Origin of the sequence: Streptomyces sp. CB02400, from assembly GCF_001905725.1 — a bacterium.
GTDB lineage: Bacteria > Actinomycetota > Actinomycetes > Streptomycetales > Streptomycetaceae > Streptomyces > Streptomyces atrovirens.
On record NZ_LIWB01000004.1, the window covers coordinates 83399 to 96941 of the forward strand.

Genomic DNA, 13543 nt, shown 5'->3' on the forward strand with positions numbered 1-13543 from the left:
AGCCGAGAGTGGGGGAGGGTGGGCGCGACGGCACCCCGCCGGCGCCGGGCAGCGCGACCCACCCCCGCCCCGCGCCAACTCCGGGGCGTCGGAGCTGAGGTCCCGGCGAGGCGCCACGAACGCGACCTACGCCTCCGCAGGCTGCCGCACGTTCGCCCGCACCCAGTCCACGATGGACGCCGTGGTCGCCCCCGGCGTGAAGATCTCCGCGACACCCTTCTCCTTCAGCGGAGCGATGTCCGCCTCGGGAATGATCCCGCCCCCGAAGACCAGGATGTCCGCCGCGTCCCGCTGCGCCAGCAGCTCGATCACCGCCGCGAAAAGCGTGTTGTGCGCCCCGGAGAGGATGGACAGACCGATCGCGTCGGCGTCCTCCTGGATCGCGGTGTCGACGATCTGCTCGGGGGTCTGGTGAAGCCCGGTGTAGATCACCTCCATACCGGCATCGCGCAGCGCCCGCGCGATCACCTTGGCCCCGCGATCGTGGCCGTCGAGCCCCGGCTTGGCCACCACCACGCGGATCGGACCGGCTGCCACACCCATCACTGCCTCCATGAAGCGACTACATCCATCCCTGCCGACAAGTACCGCACACATCCGTCATGCCGTACACATCGCCCGGGCACCCCGGCCCGAACCGGCCGGGGAAGTGAACGAACGTTATCTCCAGCATCCCGCAACCGGCAGTTTCACGGTGCACAGCGAGGGGCAAATCACACGGAGGGACACGTTCACCGCGCAGCGTTCCCGGGCTCCGGGCCCCGCGCACCGCACGCCCGTGCACCACTCGGGCAGCGGTGGGAACATGCGCACAAGGGATTCGCACCGAGGCCGCCGTACCGCCGCGCCCCCTCCACGCATCGCACGCGCGCACCGTCGACCGCTCTCACAGCGATTTCCCATGAGGGCACACGGGGGACAGGGCTGTCCTCCCGCGTGCCGACAGGAGGTCGGCCATGAAGGTCACCGAGACAGCTCTCCCCTTCCTGCCGCTCTGCCGGCGTCTTCTGCCGACCCGGCTGGCGGATCTCTCCCTGACCCTGCTGAAGGCGACCGCCCTGGAGCTGGCGATCCTGGCGGGCCACCTCCTGCTCTATCCCGCCGGCATCGTCCAGGAGCGCCGGGGCGCGCGCCCCGCGCTGCCCTCCCCGGACGGCACCGCACAGCTACCGGCGGAGGCCAAGCCCCCGGTGGTGCTGCTGCACGGCTTCATCGACAACCGGTCGGTCTTCGTCCTGCTGCGCCGCAGCCTCGCCCAGCACGGCAGGCAGCAGATCGAGTCGCTCAACTACTCGCCGCTGACCTGCGACATCCGCATCGCGGCCGAACTGCTCGGCCGCCACATAGAGCAGGTGTGCGAACGCACGGGCAGCCGCCGGGTCGATGTGGTCGGGCACAGCCTCGGCGGGCTCATCGCGCGGTACTACGTGCAGCGACTGGGCGGTGACACCCGCGTGCGGACGCTCGTCACGCTCGGCACCCCGCACTCCGGCACACGCGTCGCACCGCTGGCAAACGCGCACCCCATCGTGCGCCAGATGCGCCCCGGCTCACCGGTGCTCGAGGAGCTCACCCAGCCCGCGCCGGGCTGCCGCACGCGCTTCGTCGCCTTCTGGAGCGACCTCGACCACATCATGGACCCGCTGGAGTCGGCGTGCGTCGAGCACCCCGACCTGACGTCGGTGAACGTACGGGTGAGCGGCGTGGGCCATCTCGCCCTGCCCGTGCACCCGGCCGTGGCGACCCGCATACGGCAGGCCCTGGACACGGCGCACCCCGGGGAGCCGTCCACCGGCCGCCCGGAAGGCCTGACGGTGGCTTGACGACCGGCCGCCCGGAAGGCCTGACGGTGGCCTGACCGCGACCTGGCCGCCGCCCGAGCGCGACACGCCCGGCACCGGCGCCACAGGACAACCGGAACCGCGCGCCCCCCTCGACAGCAATCCGAACAACAACGGTCCGAGACGGCCCACTTATCGCCGTCGACCACCCATCGCCTCGAACAAAACTCGAACAAAAAGCCAAGACCGCGCCCGCCGTCCGCCAAAAGGCATCCGATTGCCCGTTTCCTGCGCGCGCGAAACCTGCGGAAGATTGTCGTGCCCGCATACCGCCGGGTACAGTCGCCGCACTGCTCTGGCAGCCCCTGTTGTCGAGGCGAAAGAGAAGTTGGTGAACGACCGTCACCCGTCGGGGACCATGGACCCGGCTCCGGCTTCCGATGCCACTTCGGCGCCCTATGCGTCGTACAGCACCCAGGAAGCCCAGTACGGCGACTTCACCACGTACGGCGGCTACGACGCCACCGGTTATGCCGCCACCCACTTCGGCACGGGCGGCCACACCACCGGGGGCTTCGCCACGGATCCCCTCTTCGGCGACCTCCCTGGCGGCGGTCAGGACACGGGCGCGTACGAGACCACCGGACACTGGCCCACGGACGGCCAGGACACCGGCCACTACGACCTGTACGCGGCCCAGCACGTGTCCTCGTACGACACCGGCGGCTATGACACGACCGCCTGGACCACCGGTCATCACCCGATGACGGTGATCCCGCCGCAGGCCGCCTCGCCGGAGACCAGCGGTCAGTGGGACGCCGGTGAGTGGCTCCAGCCCGATCAGGCCGGGAACCCCGCCGACCGGACCCAGCAGTGGGACTGGGGCACACAGACCTTCGACAGCGGTGTCTACGACGCCACGCAGTGGAACTCCGACGGCGGCGACGCCGCCGCCCCGGCGCCCGCGTCCGACGCCTACGAGCCGCAGGCCGAGTCCTTCGACCAGGAACCCCACGAGGAGCCCACCGCCCAGGAGCCGGCCGACACCGGTGAGCTGCCCGCGGTGCACCTGCTCGAAGGGCAGGAGGAGACCGTTCCCGCCCCGTCGCCGCGCGCGGCCTCGCGCGCCGGGTCGCGTTCCCGCCGCCGTACGCCCGCCAAGCGCTCCGCGCTGCTGACGGTGGCCGTGCCCTCGGCGTGCGTGATGGGCGTCGCCGGTATCGCCGCGGCCTCGGTCGGCAACCTGACCGACGACGGCGGCCAGGAAACGGCGACGGCCGCGGCGGACGCCCAGCCGGTGAAACCGTCGGCCGCCAACGTCAAGCTGGACACCCAGCTGGAGAGCCTCGCCGCCGGCGCCGACGACTTCGCCGACCGGGCCAGCCGCACCCAGGAACGCATCGACCTCAAGGCGCAGCAGGACGCCGAGCGCAAGGCGGCCGCCCAGGAGGCGGCCCGCAAGGAGCGGCTGCGACCGAAGTTCGCGCTCCCGGTCGCGCAGCACGGACTCAGCGCCTACTACGGCCAGTCCGGCATCAACTGGATGTCCGTCCACACCGGCATCGACTTCCCCGTCCTGTACGGCGCGACGGTGATGGCCGCCACCGACGGCACGGTGCGCACGCAGCTCAACCCCGCCTACGGCAACATGATGATCGTGACGGCGAAGGACGGCACGGAGACGTGGTACTGCCACCTCTCCAGCTACCAGGTCGCCTCCGGTACGACCGTGAAGGCCGGCGACCCGATCGCCTTCTCCGGAGACTCCGGCAACTCGACCGGCCCGCACCTGCACTTCGAGGTCCGTCCCGGCGGCGGTTCGGCGATCGACCCGCTCGCCTGGTTCCGCAGCCACGGCCTCGACCCGTCGTAGGACCAACCCCCGACGGGTCGTGGCCCGCGGCTACAGCTTCTCCACCGGCGCGTACCGCAGCAGCAGCCGCTTGGGCTTGGTGTCCCCGAAGTCGATCGTCGCCTCCGTGTTGGCACCCGTGCCCTTCACCGCGACCACGGTGCCGAGGCCGAACTGGTCGTGCGTGACCCGGTCCCCGATCGCCAGCGACACCACGGGCTTGTCCGCGGTCCGCCGGGTGGCGAAGCCGGAGCCGCCCGACGCCGACGAGCGCGAGCGGGACGACGACAGCGAGGCCGCCACTCCCGACGCCGGACCGGAGGACACGGGCGTGCTCGCCCCCGTCCGCTTCCACTCCAGGTGGGCGGCCGGGATCTCCTCCAGGAACCGCGAGGGCGGGTTGTAGGACGGCTGGCCCCACGCGCTGCGCAGCGTCGACCGGGTCAGGTACAGCCGCTCCCGGGCGCGCGTGATGCCGACGTACGCCAGGCGCCGCTCCTCCTCCAGCTCCTTGGTCTCGCCGAGGGCGCGCATGTGCGGGAAGACGCCGTCCTCCATGCCGGTGAGGAAGACGACCGGGAACTCCAGGCCCTTGGCGGTGTGCAGGGTCATCAGCGTGATGACGCCGGAGCCGTCCTCGTCCTCGTCGGGGATCTGGTCGGAGTCGGCGACCAGGGCGACCTGCTCCAGGAAGTCGGACAGGGCGACCGACTCGCCCTCGCCGCGCTCCTGCTCGAACTCCAGGGCGACGGCCGCGAGTTCCTGGAGGTTCTCGATGCGGGTCTCGTCCTGTGGGTCGGTGGACGCCTGCAACTCGGCGAGGTAGCCGGTGCGTTCCAGGATCGCCTCCAGGACCGTCGCCGGGCCCGCCCCGGACTCGACGACCGTACGCAGGTCCTCCATCAGCGTGTTGAACCGCTTCACGGCGTTCGACGAGCGCGCGGCCATGCCGTACGCCTCGTCGACGCGCCTCAGCGCCTGCGGGAAGCTGATCTTCTCGCGCTGCGCGAGGGCGTCGATCATGGCCTCCGCGCGGTCGCCGATGCCCCGCTTGGGGACGTTGAGGATGCGGCGCAGCGGCACCGAGTCCTCGGGGTTGGCGAGCACCCGCAGGTAGGCCAGGACGTCCCGGACCTCCTTGCGCTCGTAGAAGCGGACGCCGCCGACGACCTTGTAGGGCAGGCCGACGCGGATGAAGATCTCCTCGAAGACGCGGGACTGGGCGTTGGTGCGGTAGAAGACGGCGACGTCGCCCGCCTTCGCCTCGCCCGCGTCGGTGAGACGGTCTATCTCCTCGGCGACGAACTGCGCCTCGTCGTGCTCGGTGTCCGCGACGTACCCGGTGATCCGCGCGCCCGTGCCGGCGTTGGTCCACAGGTTCTTGGGGCGGCGCGACTCGTTGCGCTCGATGACGGCGTTGGCGGCGCTCAGGATGGTCTGCGTGGAGCGGTAGTTCTGCTCCAGCAGGATCGTGGTCGCGTCCGGGTAGTCCTCCTCGAACTGGAGGATGTTGCGGATCGTCGCACCGCGGAAGGCGTAGATCGACTGGTCGGCGTCGCCCACCACGCACAGCTCGGCCGGCGGCACCTCGGGCTCGGACGGTGCGCCGGCGGGGCGCTCGGAGGTGCCGACGAGCTCGCGGACCAGCGCGTACTGGGCGTGGTTGGTGTCCTGGTACTCGTCGACCATGACGTGCCGGAAGCGGCGGCGGTAGTGCTCGGCGACGTCCGGGAAGGCGCGCAGCAGATTGACCGTCGTCATGATCAGGTCGTCGAAGTCGAGGGCGTTGGCCTCCCGCAGGCGCGACTGGTAGAGCGCGTAGGCCTGGGCGAGGGTCTTCTCGAAACCGTCGGCGGCCCGGGCGGCGAAGTCCTCCTCGTCGATCAGCTCGTTCTTCAGGTTGCTGATCTTGGCGCTGAAGGACTTCGGCGGGAAGCGCTTGGGGTCGAGCTCCAGGTCGCGGCAGACCAGGGCCATCAGACGCTTGGAGTCGGCGGCGTCGTAGATCGAGAACGACGACGTGAAGCCGAGCTTCTTGCTCTCGCGGCGCAGGATGCGCACGCACGCGCTGTGGAACGTCATGACCCACATGGCGCCCGCGCGCGGGCCGACGAGCTGCTCGACGCGTTCCTTCATCTCGCCCGCGGCCTTGTTGGTGAAGGTGATCGCGAGGATCTGGCCCGGGTGGACGTGCCGCTCGGCCAGCAGGTGGGCGATGCGGTGGGTGAGCACGCGGGTCTTGCCGGAGCCGGCGCCGGCCACGATGAGCAGCGGGGAGCCGGAGTGCACGACGGCGGCGCGCTGGTTGTCGTTCAGCCCCTCCAGCAGCGCGGCGGCGTCGATCACCGGGCGCGGGGCGCCGTCGCGGTAGTAGGTGTCCCGGTCCGGCGGCACGTCGAACTTCCCGCCGAACAGGTCGTCCGGGATCTGCTCCGGTACGTGCTCGTCCTCGGGCGGTGGCGGGGGCTCGCCCTCGGGGCCCCGCTGGGCCTGGAGGTCCGCCAGGAAGCTGTCGTCAAAGAGGCTGCTCATCGCTCTCCGAGTCTAGGGCGCCCCACCGACAACCCGGGGCCACCCCGGGAACATCCCCGGAATCCGGCGGCCGGGACGGGACGCGCACCCTCCAGAACCACCGCCTCACCCTGAGTGACACCACGCGCAAGGTCACGAAAATGTATCGGGCATATCACCCATCAACCTTCACAGGGGCCACACCAGTTGGCTACGGTGCGGGCGGGCCGTACGACCCCCACCGGCGAACCTCGCCGGGCCGCGCGGCCTCCGCCGAGTCCGTCACTGCCCTCGCGGCAGCCGGAGCCGGGGACCCACCGAGACCATGGGGTGAATCGGCCCACTCCCTCACGGAGCGGCCGTAGGGCAACCCTTCCGAACCACCCGCCCGAACCCGACAGCTAACCCGGTAGGCGGAGCTTTGGAAGGAGTCGCCTCCCTTGGCGTCGCACCGCAAGTCGCGCACCCCCGGCACGCGCGTGGCAGGCATACGGACCCCGGCCTTCGCCACGGCCGCGCTGACCTCCGTGGCCCTGCTGTCCCAGACGGCCACCGCCGCCCCCTCCGCCCCCTCCGCCGACGGCAAGCCGAGCCTGGAGGAGGTCGAGAAGAAGGTCGACGACCTCTACCGCCAGGCGGAGTCGGCGACCGAGAAGTACAACGCGGCCAAGGAGAAGACCGCGAAGCAGCGCAAGCAGGTGGACACGCTCCTCGACGACGTGGCCGAGCGCACCCAGAAGCTCAACGAGGCGCGGGCGGAGCTGGGTTCCTTCGCCGCCGCCCAGTACCGGACCGGCGCCGGCATCCCCGACACCGCGACCTTCCTGCTCGCGGACACGCCGCAGGACATCTTCGACCAGCGCCAGGTGATGGACCGGATGACCGGCCGCCAGAAGGAAGCGGTCGACGACTACGTCACCCGGCAGTCCGAGACGATGAAGAAGCGCCAGGAGGCCACCGAGAGCCTTCAGACGCTCACCGAGACCCAGGGCGACCTGAAGACGGCCAAGGCCACCGTCCAGAAGAAGCTCACCGACGCGCGCGAGCTGATGTCGAAGCTGACCGCCGAGGAGAAGGCGCGGCTCGCGGCGATCGAGAAGGAGAAGCAGAAGGAGGCCGCCCGCAAGGCCGCCGAGCTCGCCCGGCAGCAGGCGGAGCAGCAGAAGGCCCAGGAGGAGGCCGCCGCCCAGCAGGACAGCGGCACCTCGGGCAGCACCTCCGGGTCCTCCGGCTCGACCACCACGCCGTCGACGGACTCCTCGTACGCCACCAAGGCCGAGAAGGCCCTCGCCTTCGCCCGCGCGCAGATCGGCAAGCCGTACGTCTGGGGCGCCACCGGCCCCGGCTCCTACGACTGCTCCGGCCTCACCCAGGCCGCCTGGAAGGCCGCCGGCGTCACCGTTCCGCGCACCACCTACGACCAGGTGAACGCGGGCACGACGGTCCCCGTCTCCCAGGCCCAACCCGGTGACCTGGTCTTCTTCTACGACGACGTCACCCACGTGGGCATCTACATCGGCAACGGGATGATGATCCACGCGCCGAAGCCCGGCACGTACGTCCGCGAGGAGTCGATCTACTACGACGGCGAGTCCTCGATCCACAGCGTGGTGCGCCCCGCCTGATCCGCCCGGGAGGGGAAGGGGACGGAGCACGGGGGGGTTCCTCCGGCACCGTCCCCTTTCCGTGCAGGCCCGCGCCACGGCACGCGGTGCCGGGCGGCCGTGTTCCCCCTGGAAATGCCGACGGCGGTGACGCTGTCCGCGTCCACCGCCGCCGGCATCCCCTGGCTCGGGGGCCCGGGGCATGTCCTGTCGCGGGCCGCGGTCACGTCCGGGCCCGTGGAGCAGGGGGTCAGGTCCACAGCACCGCGATGAAGATGTTCGTCACGGTCAGCAGCCCGACCAGACCGAACAGGCCCTTCTCCACCTTCTCGTCGTCCCGCTTCACGTACACCAGGCCGAGGATCACGATCAGCAGGGCCAGCTTCACGCCGATCTTGATGTTGTCGACGGAGTAGTCCTGGGCCTGGTTGAGGCCGACCAGGACCACACCGGTGACCAGCATCGTCAGCGCACCGTGCAGCATCGCGGGGACGAACCGGGCGGTGCCCGCGCCCATCGCCTTCATCTGGGTGAGGAAGCCGCCGAGGAGCGACGCGATGCCGATGATGTGCAGACCGACGAAGAGGTGGATGAGTACGTCCATGAGGCCGGAGCCTAGCCATAGCCGCCTCGTAGCACTCCGGCGCCCTCATCCGTCCTTCCTCCGCCATATCGGTCATCACCCTGAGTGAAGACGACGAAGCCGGAACGGGATCCTGGTCACTTACGGTCACCCGGCGGTCCGCTCACGCCACTTCCGCACAACCCGTTACCGGGGCCGCGCGGCCGGGCCTAGCGTCCTCCTCCAGGTGACCGGCTCCCCACCGCCGCCCGGTCCAGGGGCGGCAACCGGACACCACCGCCGAGAAGGTCCGGCGGCGGACGGCTCCCCCTGTGCACCCCCGCCGCCGGACCACCGGACGGCAGTCCGCTCCGCGCGGTCGTCGGAAAGGACGGAACTCCAGGTGGCAGCGCACCGCAGGACCCGACAGCGCGTCGCGGGCGGCACCACGGCCCGCGCGGCCACCGCCGTCGCCCTCGCCGGCGCGGCCACCGCGACCGGCTTCGACGGAACGGGACACGCCGAACCACGGCTGACACCGGGCCAGGTCAAGGCCGAGGTCGACAGGCTCTACCGGGAGGCGGAGACCGCCACCGAGAAGTACAACGGCGCCAAGGAGAAGGCCGAGTCGGCCCAGCGGCGGCTGCACGACCTGCAGGACGAGGCGGCCCGCAGGAAGGACCGGCTCAACTCCGCACAGGACGCCCTGGGCACGGTCGCCGCGGCGCAGTACCGCGGCAGCGGCCTCGACCCCGCCCTGCAGCTCTTCCTCTCCGAGGACCCCGACGGCTATCTGGACGGCGCCGCGCTCGCCGAACGGGCGGGCAGCCGCCGCCAGGCGGCGGTGGGGCGCGTACGCACACAGCTCCGGGAGATCGAGCAGTTGCGCGGCGCCGCACGCGTCGAGGTGACATCGCTGACGTCCCGCCGCGCCGAACTCGAACGGCACAAGAAGACGATCAACACCAAGCTGACCGCCGCCCGCCGGCTGCTGTCCCGGCTGACTCCCGAGCAGCGCGCGGGACTCACCGACGGCACCGGCCGCGCCCCACACTCCTCGACGGACGCCCGGGACGCCGCCCTGGCAGCCCCCGGCCCTCGCGCGGCGGAGGCCGTCTCCTACGCCTACGCCAAGCTCGGCAGCCCCTACGTCTGGGGCGCGACCGGCCCGGACGCCTTCGACTGCTCGGGCCTCGTCCAGGCCGCGTACCGCTCCGCCGGTGTCTCCCTGCCCCGCACCACCTACGCCCAGATCGACGCCGGCCGCCGCGTCCCCCGCTCCGGACTCCGTCCCGGGGACCTGGTCTTCTTCTACTCCGGCATCAGCCACGTCGGCATCTACGTCGGCGACGGCCGCATGATCCACGCCCCGAACCCCTCGGCCCCGGTCCGCGTGGCCCCCATCGACGAGATGCCCTTCGCGGGCGCCACGCGCGTGGTCTGAACGGCCCGCTCAGACCAGTCGCCGCGCCGTCGCCCAGCGGGTCAGTTCGTGGCGGTTGGAGAGCTGGAGCTTGCGCAGGACCGCCGAGACGTGGGACTCGACCGTCTTCACCGAGATGAAAAGCTGCTTGGCGATCTCCTTGTAGGCGTAGCCGCGGGCGATCAGCCGCAGCACCTCCCGCTCGCGCTGGGTGAGGCGGTCGAGGTCCTCGTCGACCGGCGGGGCGTCGGTCGAGGCGAAGGCGTCCAGGACGAAGCCGGCCAGGCGGGGGGAGAAGACGGCGTCCCCCTCCTGGACCCGGAAGATCGAGTCGACCAGGTCGGTGCCGGTGATCGTCTTGGTCACGTAGCCGCGGGCTCCGCCCCGGATCACCCCGATCACGTCCTCCGCCGCGTCCGACACGGACAGGGCGAGGAAACGGACCGGCTGCTCGGCGTCACCCATCAACGGGGTGCAGCGGCGCAGCACTTCGACGCCGCCGCCACCGGGCAGGTGCACGTCGAGCAGGACCACCTCGGGCCGGGTCGCGGTGATGACCGTGACCGCCTGGTCGACGTCGGCGGCCTCGCCGACCACCTCGACACCCGTCTGCGCGGTCTGCCCTATCTCCGCCTGGACGCCCGTGCGGAACATGCGGTGGTCGTCGACGAGGACCACCCGCACATGACGCCCGGCGCTCTCCGCCGGTCCCGTCGTTCCGTTCGCCTCGGTCGGCTCGCTCATGACGTCCTCTCCGCCCTCTCCATCTCCAGCTCGACCTCCGTGCCGCCGTCCGGCACCGCGCGCAGCCGCGCCGTGCCGCCGTTACGCTCCATGCGGCCGATGATCGATTCTCTGACGCCCATGCGGTCGGCGGGTATCGAGTCCAGGTCGAAGCCGGGGCCGCGGTCCCGGACGGACACGAAGACCGTCCTTCCCTCGACTTCGGCGTAGACCTGCACCGCGCCTCCCTCGCCACCGTACTTGGCGGCGTTGACCATCGCTTCGCGCGCGGCCTGCATCTGTGCGCCGATTCTCTCGTCGAGCGGGCAGTCGCCGACGACCACCACCTCGAGGGGGACTCCGTGCTTGTCCTCCACCTCGGCGGCATTGCGCTTCACCGCCTCGGCGAGGGTGGTGGGTTCGTCGTCCTCGTCCTTGCCGTTGCCCTCCGGCTTGTAGAGCCAGGCGCGCAGGTCGCGTTCCTGGGCCCGGGCCAGGCGGCGCACCTCGCCCGCGTTGTCCGCGTTGCGCTGGATCAGGGTGAGGGTGTGCAGCACCGAGTCGTGGACATGGGCGGCGACCTCCGCACGCTCCTGCGCACGGATGCGCATCAGGCGCTCCTCGGAGAGGTCCTGGGTCATGCGCACGAGGTAGGGGCCGGCGAGGAGGGTGATGCCGACGAGGACCGCGAGGGCCGCCTGGAGCACCGAGCCGAGGTGGCTGCCGGAGCCCCGCAGGACGAAGATGCCCGAGGCGCCCGCCGTCACCAGGAGCACACCGGCCCCGGCCCGCAGCAGCGTGACCGTGCGCCGGCGGCGGCCGACCTCCATCCAGCGGGCCCGGCGGGCGTTGTCCGCCTGCCGCCAGACCAGGGCGACGCCCGCGCCGACCAGCACGGTCGGCCAGAGGTAGGCCCTGGCCCCGTTGGTCAGGTTCACGTTGCCCACGAAGATCATGGCCACGACGACCATGAGGAGCAGGGCGACGATCTGCCCCTTGTCCGGTTTCCGGGTGACGAGTCTGCGCCGGCCGTCCGGCGAGGTCTCCGTCGTCACCAGCGAGGGCGGTTTCTGCGCGTCCACGCCGCCGACGCCCAGCGGTACGAAGAACCAGAACGCGGCGTACAGCAGCGCGCCGAGGCCGTCGGCCATGAACAGGCCGACGAAGACGAGACGTACCCAGATCACGGGCAGCCCGAGGTGTCCGGCGAGCCCCCGCGCCACACCACCGAGCCAGCGTCCGTCACTGCTGCGGTAGAGCTTGCGCGGCGGCCGCGGCTCGGCTACGGGCGCTGCTGCGGCTTCCGACATGCCAATGATGGTCACACGCCCGGAGTACCGGAGCATCAGGGTCGGTCCCGGAGACTCCCCTGATCTCCGCGGGCCGGGTCCGTCGAACGCTCCCCCGGTCCCACTCGGGGACCGATATCAGGGTCCGGCCAGGGTCGTACCGACTGCCGCCACGGCGGCTCGCCCGTCACCATGGACCCATGACCGATCACCAGCACGCCACGACGGGTCCGGGACCCGTCTCGGGCCCGGAGGGAGCGACCGCCCCGCCACCGGAGCCGGCCGACGAGAGCGGGCACTTCCGGCGCGACCGCCGGCACCAGATGCTCGGCGGGGTGTGCGCGGGGCTCGGCCGGCAGTGCGACATGGACCCGGTGATCTTCCGGATCACGCTCGCGGTCCTGTCCGCCACCGGCGGCATCGGCCTCATCTTCTACGGCTTCGCCTGGCTCTTCGTCCCGTACGAGGACGAGGAGGAGAACGAGATCCGCCGGCTGCTGACCGGCCGGGTCGACGGCCACACCCTGACGGCCGTGCTGTTCGCGCTGGTCGGCTGCGGCGTCTTCCTCACCATGCTGAGCAACGACGGAGTGCTGAGCTTCGCCGTCATACTGTCCCTGCTGCTCGCCGGCGCCGGGTACTGGTCACGGCGGCGCGGTGCGCCCAGCCCCGACCACATCGCCGCCCAGGCCGTGGCCGACGCCCCGCCGGAGCCCCAGGCACCACCGGCCCCCTCCGCCTTCCCGTCGTGGTGGCGTGACCCCATCGTCAAGGACGGCACCCATGTCGGGGGCACGGGCTATCTGTGGGGCCCCCGGGACTCCCGCGACATGGACATCGCCGCCGCCGTCGACGTCGACACCGGCTTCGACCCCCGCACCGGCACCCGCGGGAAGGTGTACGCACCGCCCCTCCGTCCCCCGCTCCCGCGCGGCCCCCGTGGCGGGATCGGCGGCCGGGTCTTCCTGCTCGCCCTGCTCGCGGGCGGCCTCGGCACCGGGCTGACGTGGGAGAACCACCCCCTCGGCACCAGCCTGCAGACAGGTCTCGCCTGCGCGCTCGCCGTCTTCGGCCTCGGTGTGGCCGTCAGCGCGTTCCTCGGCCGCACCGGGGTGGGATCGATCATCCTGGCGGTCGTCACGGCGGGTCTGCTCGCCGGCTCGGCCGCCCTGCCCAAGGACATCGGCACCGACTGGAAGCAGACGACCTGGGAGCCCGCCTCGGTCGCGCAGATACGCCCGGCCTACGACCTGGGCGCCGGCGAGGGCGAACTGGACCTGTCCACGATACGTATCCCCGAGGACCGCACCGTCTCGACACGGGCCGATGTCGGCCTGGGCCGGATCCATGTGATCGTGCCCAGGGACGTGACCGTGAGGCTGAGCGTCGATGTGGGAGTGGGTGACATCCAGTTGCCGGGCGACAGGCAGAAGGACGTGGACGTGGCACCGGGCAAGCACAAGGAGGTGACCCTGGAGCCGCCGGCCGGCGTCGAGGAGGCGGGCACGCTCGTCCTCGATCTCCAGGTCGGCGCGGGACAGGCGGAGGTGAGCCGTGCTGCGTCATGAGTTCCAGCCGGGCAGGCTGGTGGCCGGCGCCTTCCTCATCCTCGCCGCGGTGATCTACGCCGGTGACGCGGGCGGTGCCTGGGACACCCCGTGGTTCGTGGTGATCCCCGTGGTCACCGGCGGGCTCTGTCTGGCCGGCGCGGTGGGTTCCCTGACCGGCCTCGTACGGCGGCGCCGGGGCCGGACGGTTCCCCGGAGGACCGACGCGGAGACGGCGCCCTGAGCGGGGG

At 71.5% G+C, this 13543-nt stretch carries 11 protein-coding genes and 1 riboswitch; of the genes, 6 read left to right on the forward strand and 5 right to left on the reverse strand.

Annotation, left to right across the window (positions count from 1 at the left end):
- Positions 1-126: 126 nt before the first annotated feature.
- On the reverse strand, positions 127-543 hold the full coding sequence (locus AMK33_RS11290; protein WP_030871236.1) for a cobalamin B12-binding domain-containing protein: 417 nt from the start codon (positions 541-543) through the stop codon (positions 127-129).
- 413 nt (positions 544-956) lie between these two features.
- Here AMK33_RS11290 and AMK33_RS11295 point away from each other — a divergent pair, with 413 nt between their 5' ends.
- The gene (locus AMK33_RS11295) at positions 957-1823 is read left to right on the forward strand and encodes an esterase/lipase family protein (RefSeq protein ID WP_073932676.1); all 867 of its coding nucleotides are present in this window, start codon (positions 957-959) and stop codon (positions 1821-1823) included.
- A gap of 376 nt (positions 1824-2199) precedes the next feature.
- Positions 2200-3654 carry a M23 family metallopeptidase gene (locus AMK33_RS11300; RefSeq protein ID WP_073932677.1) on the forward strand — a complete coding sequence of 485 codons (1455 nt, stop codon included), beginning with the start codon at positions 2200-2202 and terminating at the stop codon, positions 3652-3654.
- Positions 3655-3684: 30 nt separating this feature from the next.
- Here AMK33_RS11300 and pcrA read toward each other — a convergent pair whose 3' ends face one another.
- A complete protein-coding gene (gene pcrA / locus AMK33_RS11305) occupies positions 3685-6165 on the reverse strand; it encodes a DNA helicase PcrA (protein WP_073932678.1) in 2481 nt (826 codons plus the stop codon).
- A gap of 261 nt (positions 6166-6426) precedes the next feature.
- Positions 6427-6577: riboswitch (cyclic di-AMP (ydaO/yuaA leader) on the forward strand.
- 7 nt (positions 6578-6584) lie between these two features.
- On the opposite strand from pcrA, the gene AMK33_RS11310 reads away from it, so the two are divergent.
- The gene (locus AMK33_RS11310; RefSeq protein WP_073932679.1) at positions 6585-7769 is read left to right on the forward strand and encodes a C40 family peptidase; all 1185 of its coding nucleotides are present in this window, start codon (positions 6585-6587) and stop codon (positions 7767-7769) included.
- Positions 7770-7998: 229 nt separating this feature from the next.
- On the opposite strand, the gene AMK33_RS11315 is transcribed toward AMK33_RS11310, so the two are convergent.
- Complete coding sequence (locus tag AMK33_RS11315; protein ID WP_073932680.1) at positions 7999-8352, reverse strand: hypothetical protein; 354 nt, start codon at positions 8350-8352, stop codon at positions 7999-8001.
- A gap of 361 nt (positions 8353-8713) precedes the next feature.
- On the opposite strand from AMK33_RS11315, the gene AMK33_RS11320 reads away from it, so the two are divergent.
- The gene (locus AMK33_RS11320; RefSeq protein ID WP_073932681.1) at positions 8714-9754 is read left to right on the forward strand and encodes a C40 family peptidase; all 1041 of its coding nucleotides are present in this window, start codon (positions 8714-8716) and stop codon (positions 9752-9754) included.
- Between the two features lie 9 nt (positions 9755-9763).
- Here the strand turns inward: AMK33_RS11320 and AMK33_RS11325 are convergent, their stop codons facing one another.
- Positions 9764-10477, reverse strand: a complete 714-nt coding sequence (locus AMK33_RS11325; protein ID WP_073932682.1) for a LuxR C-terminal-related transcriptional regulator — start codon at positions 10475-10477, stop codon at positions 9764-9766.
- Positions 10474-11766 carry an ATP-binding protein gene (locus tag AMK33_RS11330; protein ID WP_073933036.1) on the reverse strand — a complete coding sequence of 431 codons (1293 nt, stop codon included), beginning with the start codon at positions 11764-11766 and terminating at the stop codon, positions 10474-10476. The genes AMK33_RS11325 and AMK33_RS11330 overlap by 4 nt, the downstream gene beginning before the upstream one ends.
- Positions 11767-11945: 179 nt before the next feature.
- On the opposite strand from AMK33_RS11330, the gene AMK33_RS11335 reads away from it, so the two are divergent.
- Together AMK33_RS11335 and AMK33_RS11340 are read left to right on the forward strand one after the other, a co-directional pair.
- The gene (locus tag AMK33_RS11335) at positions 11946-13313 is read left to right on the forward strand and encodes a PspC domain-containing protein (protein ID WP_073932683.1); all 1368 of its coding nucleotides are present in this window, start codon (positions 11946-11948) and stop codon (positions 13311-13313) included.
- Positions 13300-13536, forward strand: coding sequence for a hypothetical protein (locus tag AMK33_RS11340; protein WP_073932684.1), 237 nt, complete (start codon positions 13300-13302; stop codon positions 13534-13536). Before AMK33_RS11335 ends, AMK33_RS11340 begins: the two co-directional genes overlap by 14 nt.
- Positions 13537-13543 lie beyond the last annotated feature (7 nt).

Coding starts and splice junctions, on each gene's coding strand:
- AMK33_RS11290 (WP_030871236.1), bottom strand. CDS start 543: ATGGGTGTGGCAGCCGGTCCGATCCGCGTGGTGGTGGCCAAGCCGGGG.
- AMK33_RS11295 (WP_073932676.1), top strand. CDS start 957: ATGAAGGTCACCGAGACAGCTCTCCCCTTCCTGCCGCTCTGCCGGCGT.
- AMK33_RS11300 (WP_073932677.1), top strand. CDS start 2,200: ATGGACCCGGCTCCGGCTTCCGATGCCACTTCGGCGCCCTATGCGTCG.
- pcrA (WP_073932678.1), bottom strand. CDS start 6,165: ATGAGCAGCCTCTTTGACGACAGCTTCCTGGCGGACCTCCAGGCCCAG.
- AMK33_RS11315 (WP_073932680.1), bottom strand. CDS start 8,352: ATGGACGTACTCATCCACCTCTTCGTCGGTCTGCACATCATCGGCATC.
- AMK33_RS11325 (WP_073932682.1), bottom strand. CDS start 10,477: ATGAGCGAGCCGACCGAGGCGAACGGAACGACGGGACCGGCGGAGAGC.
- AMK33_RS11330 (WP_073933036.1), bottom strand. CDS start 11,766: ATGTCGGAAGCCGCAGCAGCGCCCGTAGCCGAGCCGCGGCCGCCGCGC.
- AMK33_RS11335 (WP_073932683.1), top strand. CDS start 11,946: ATGACCGATCACCAGCACGCCACGACGGGTCCGGGACCCGTCTCGGGC.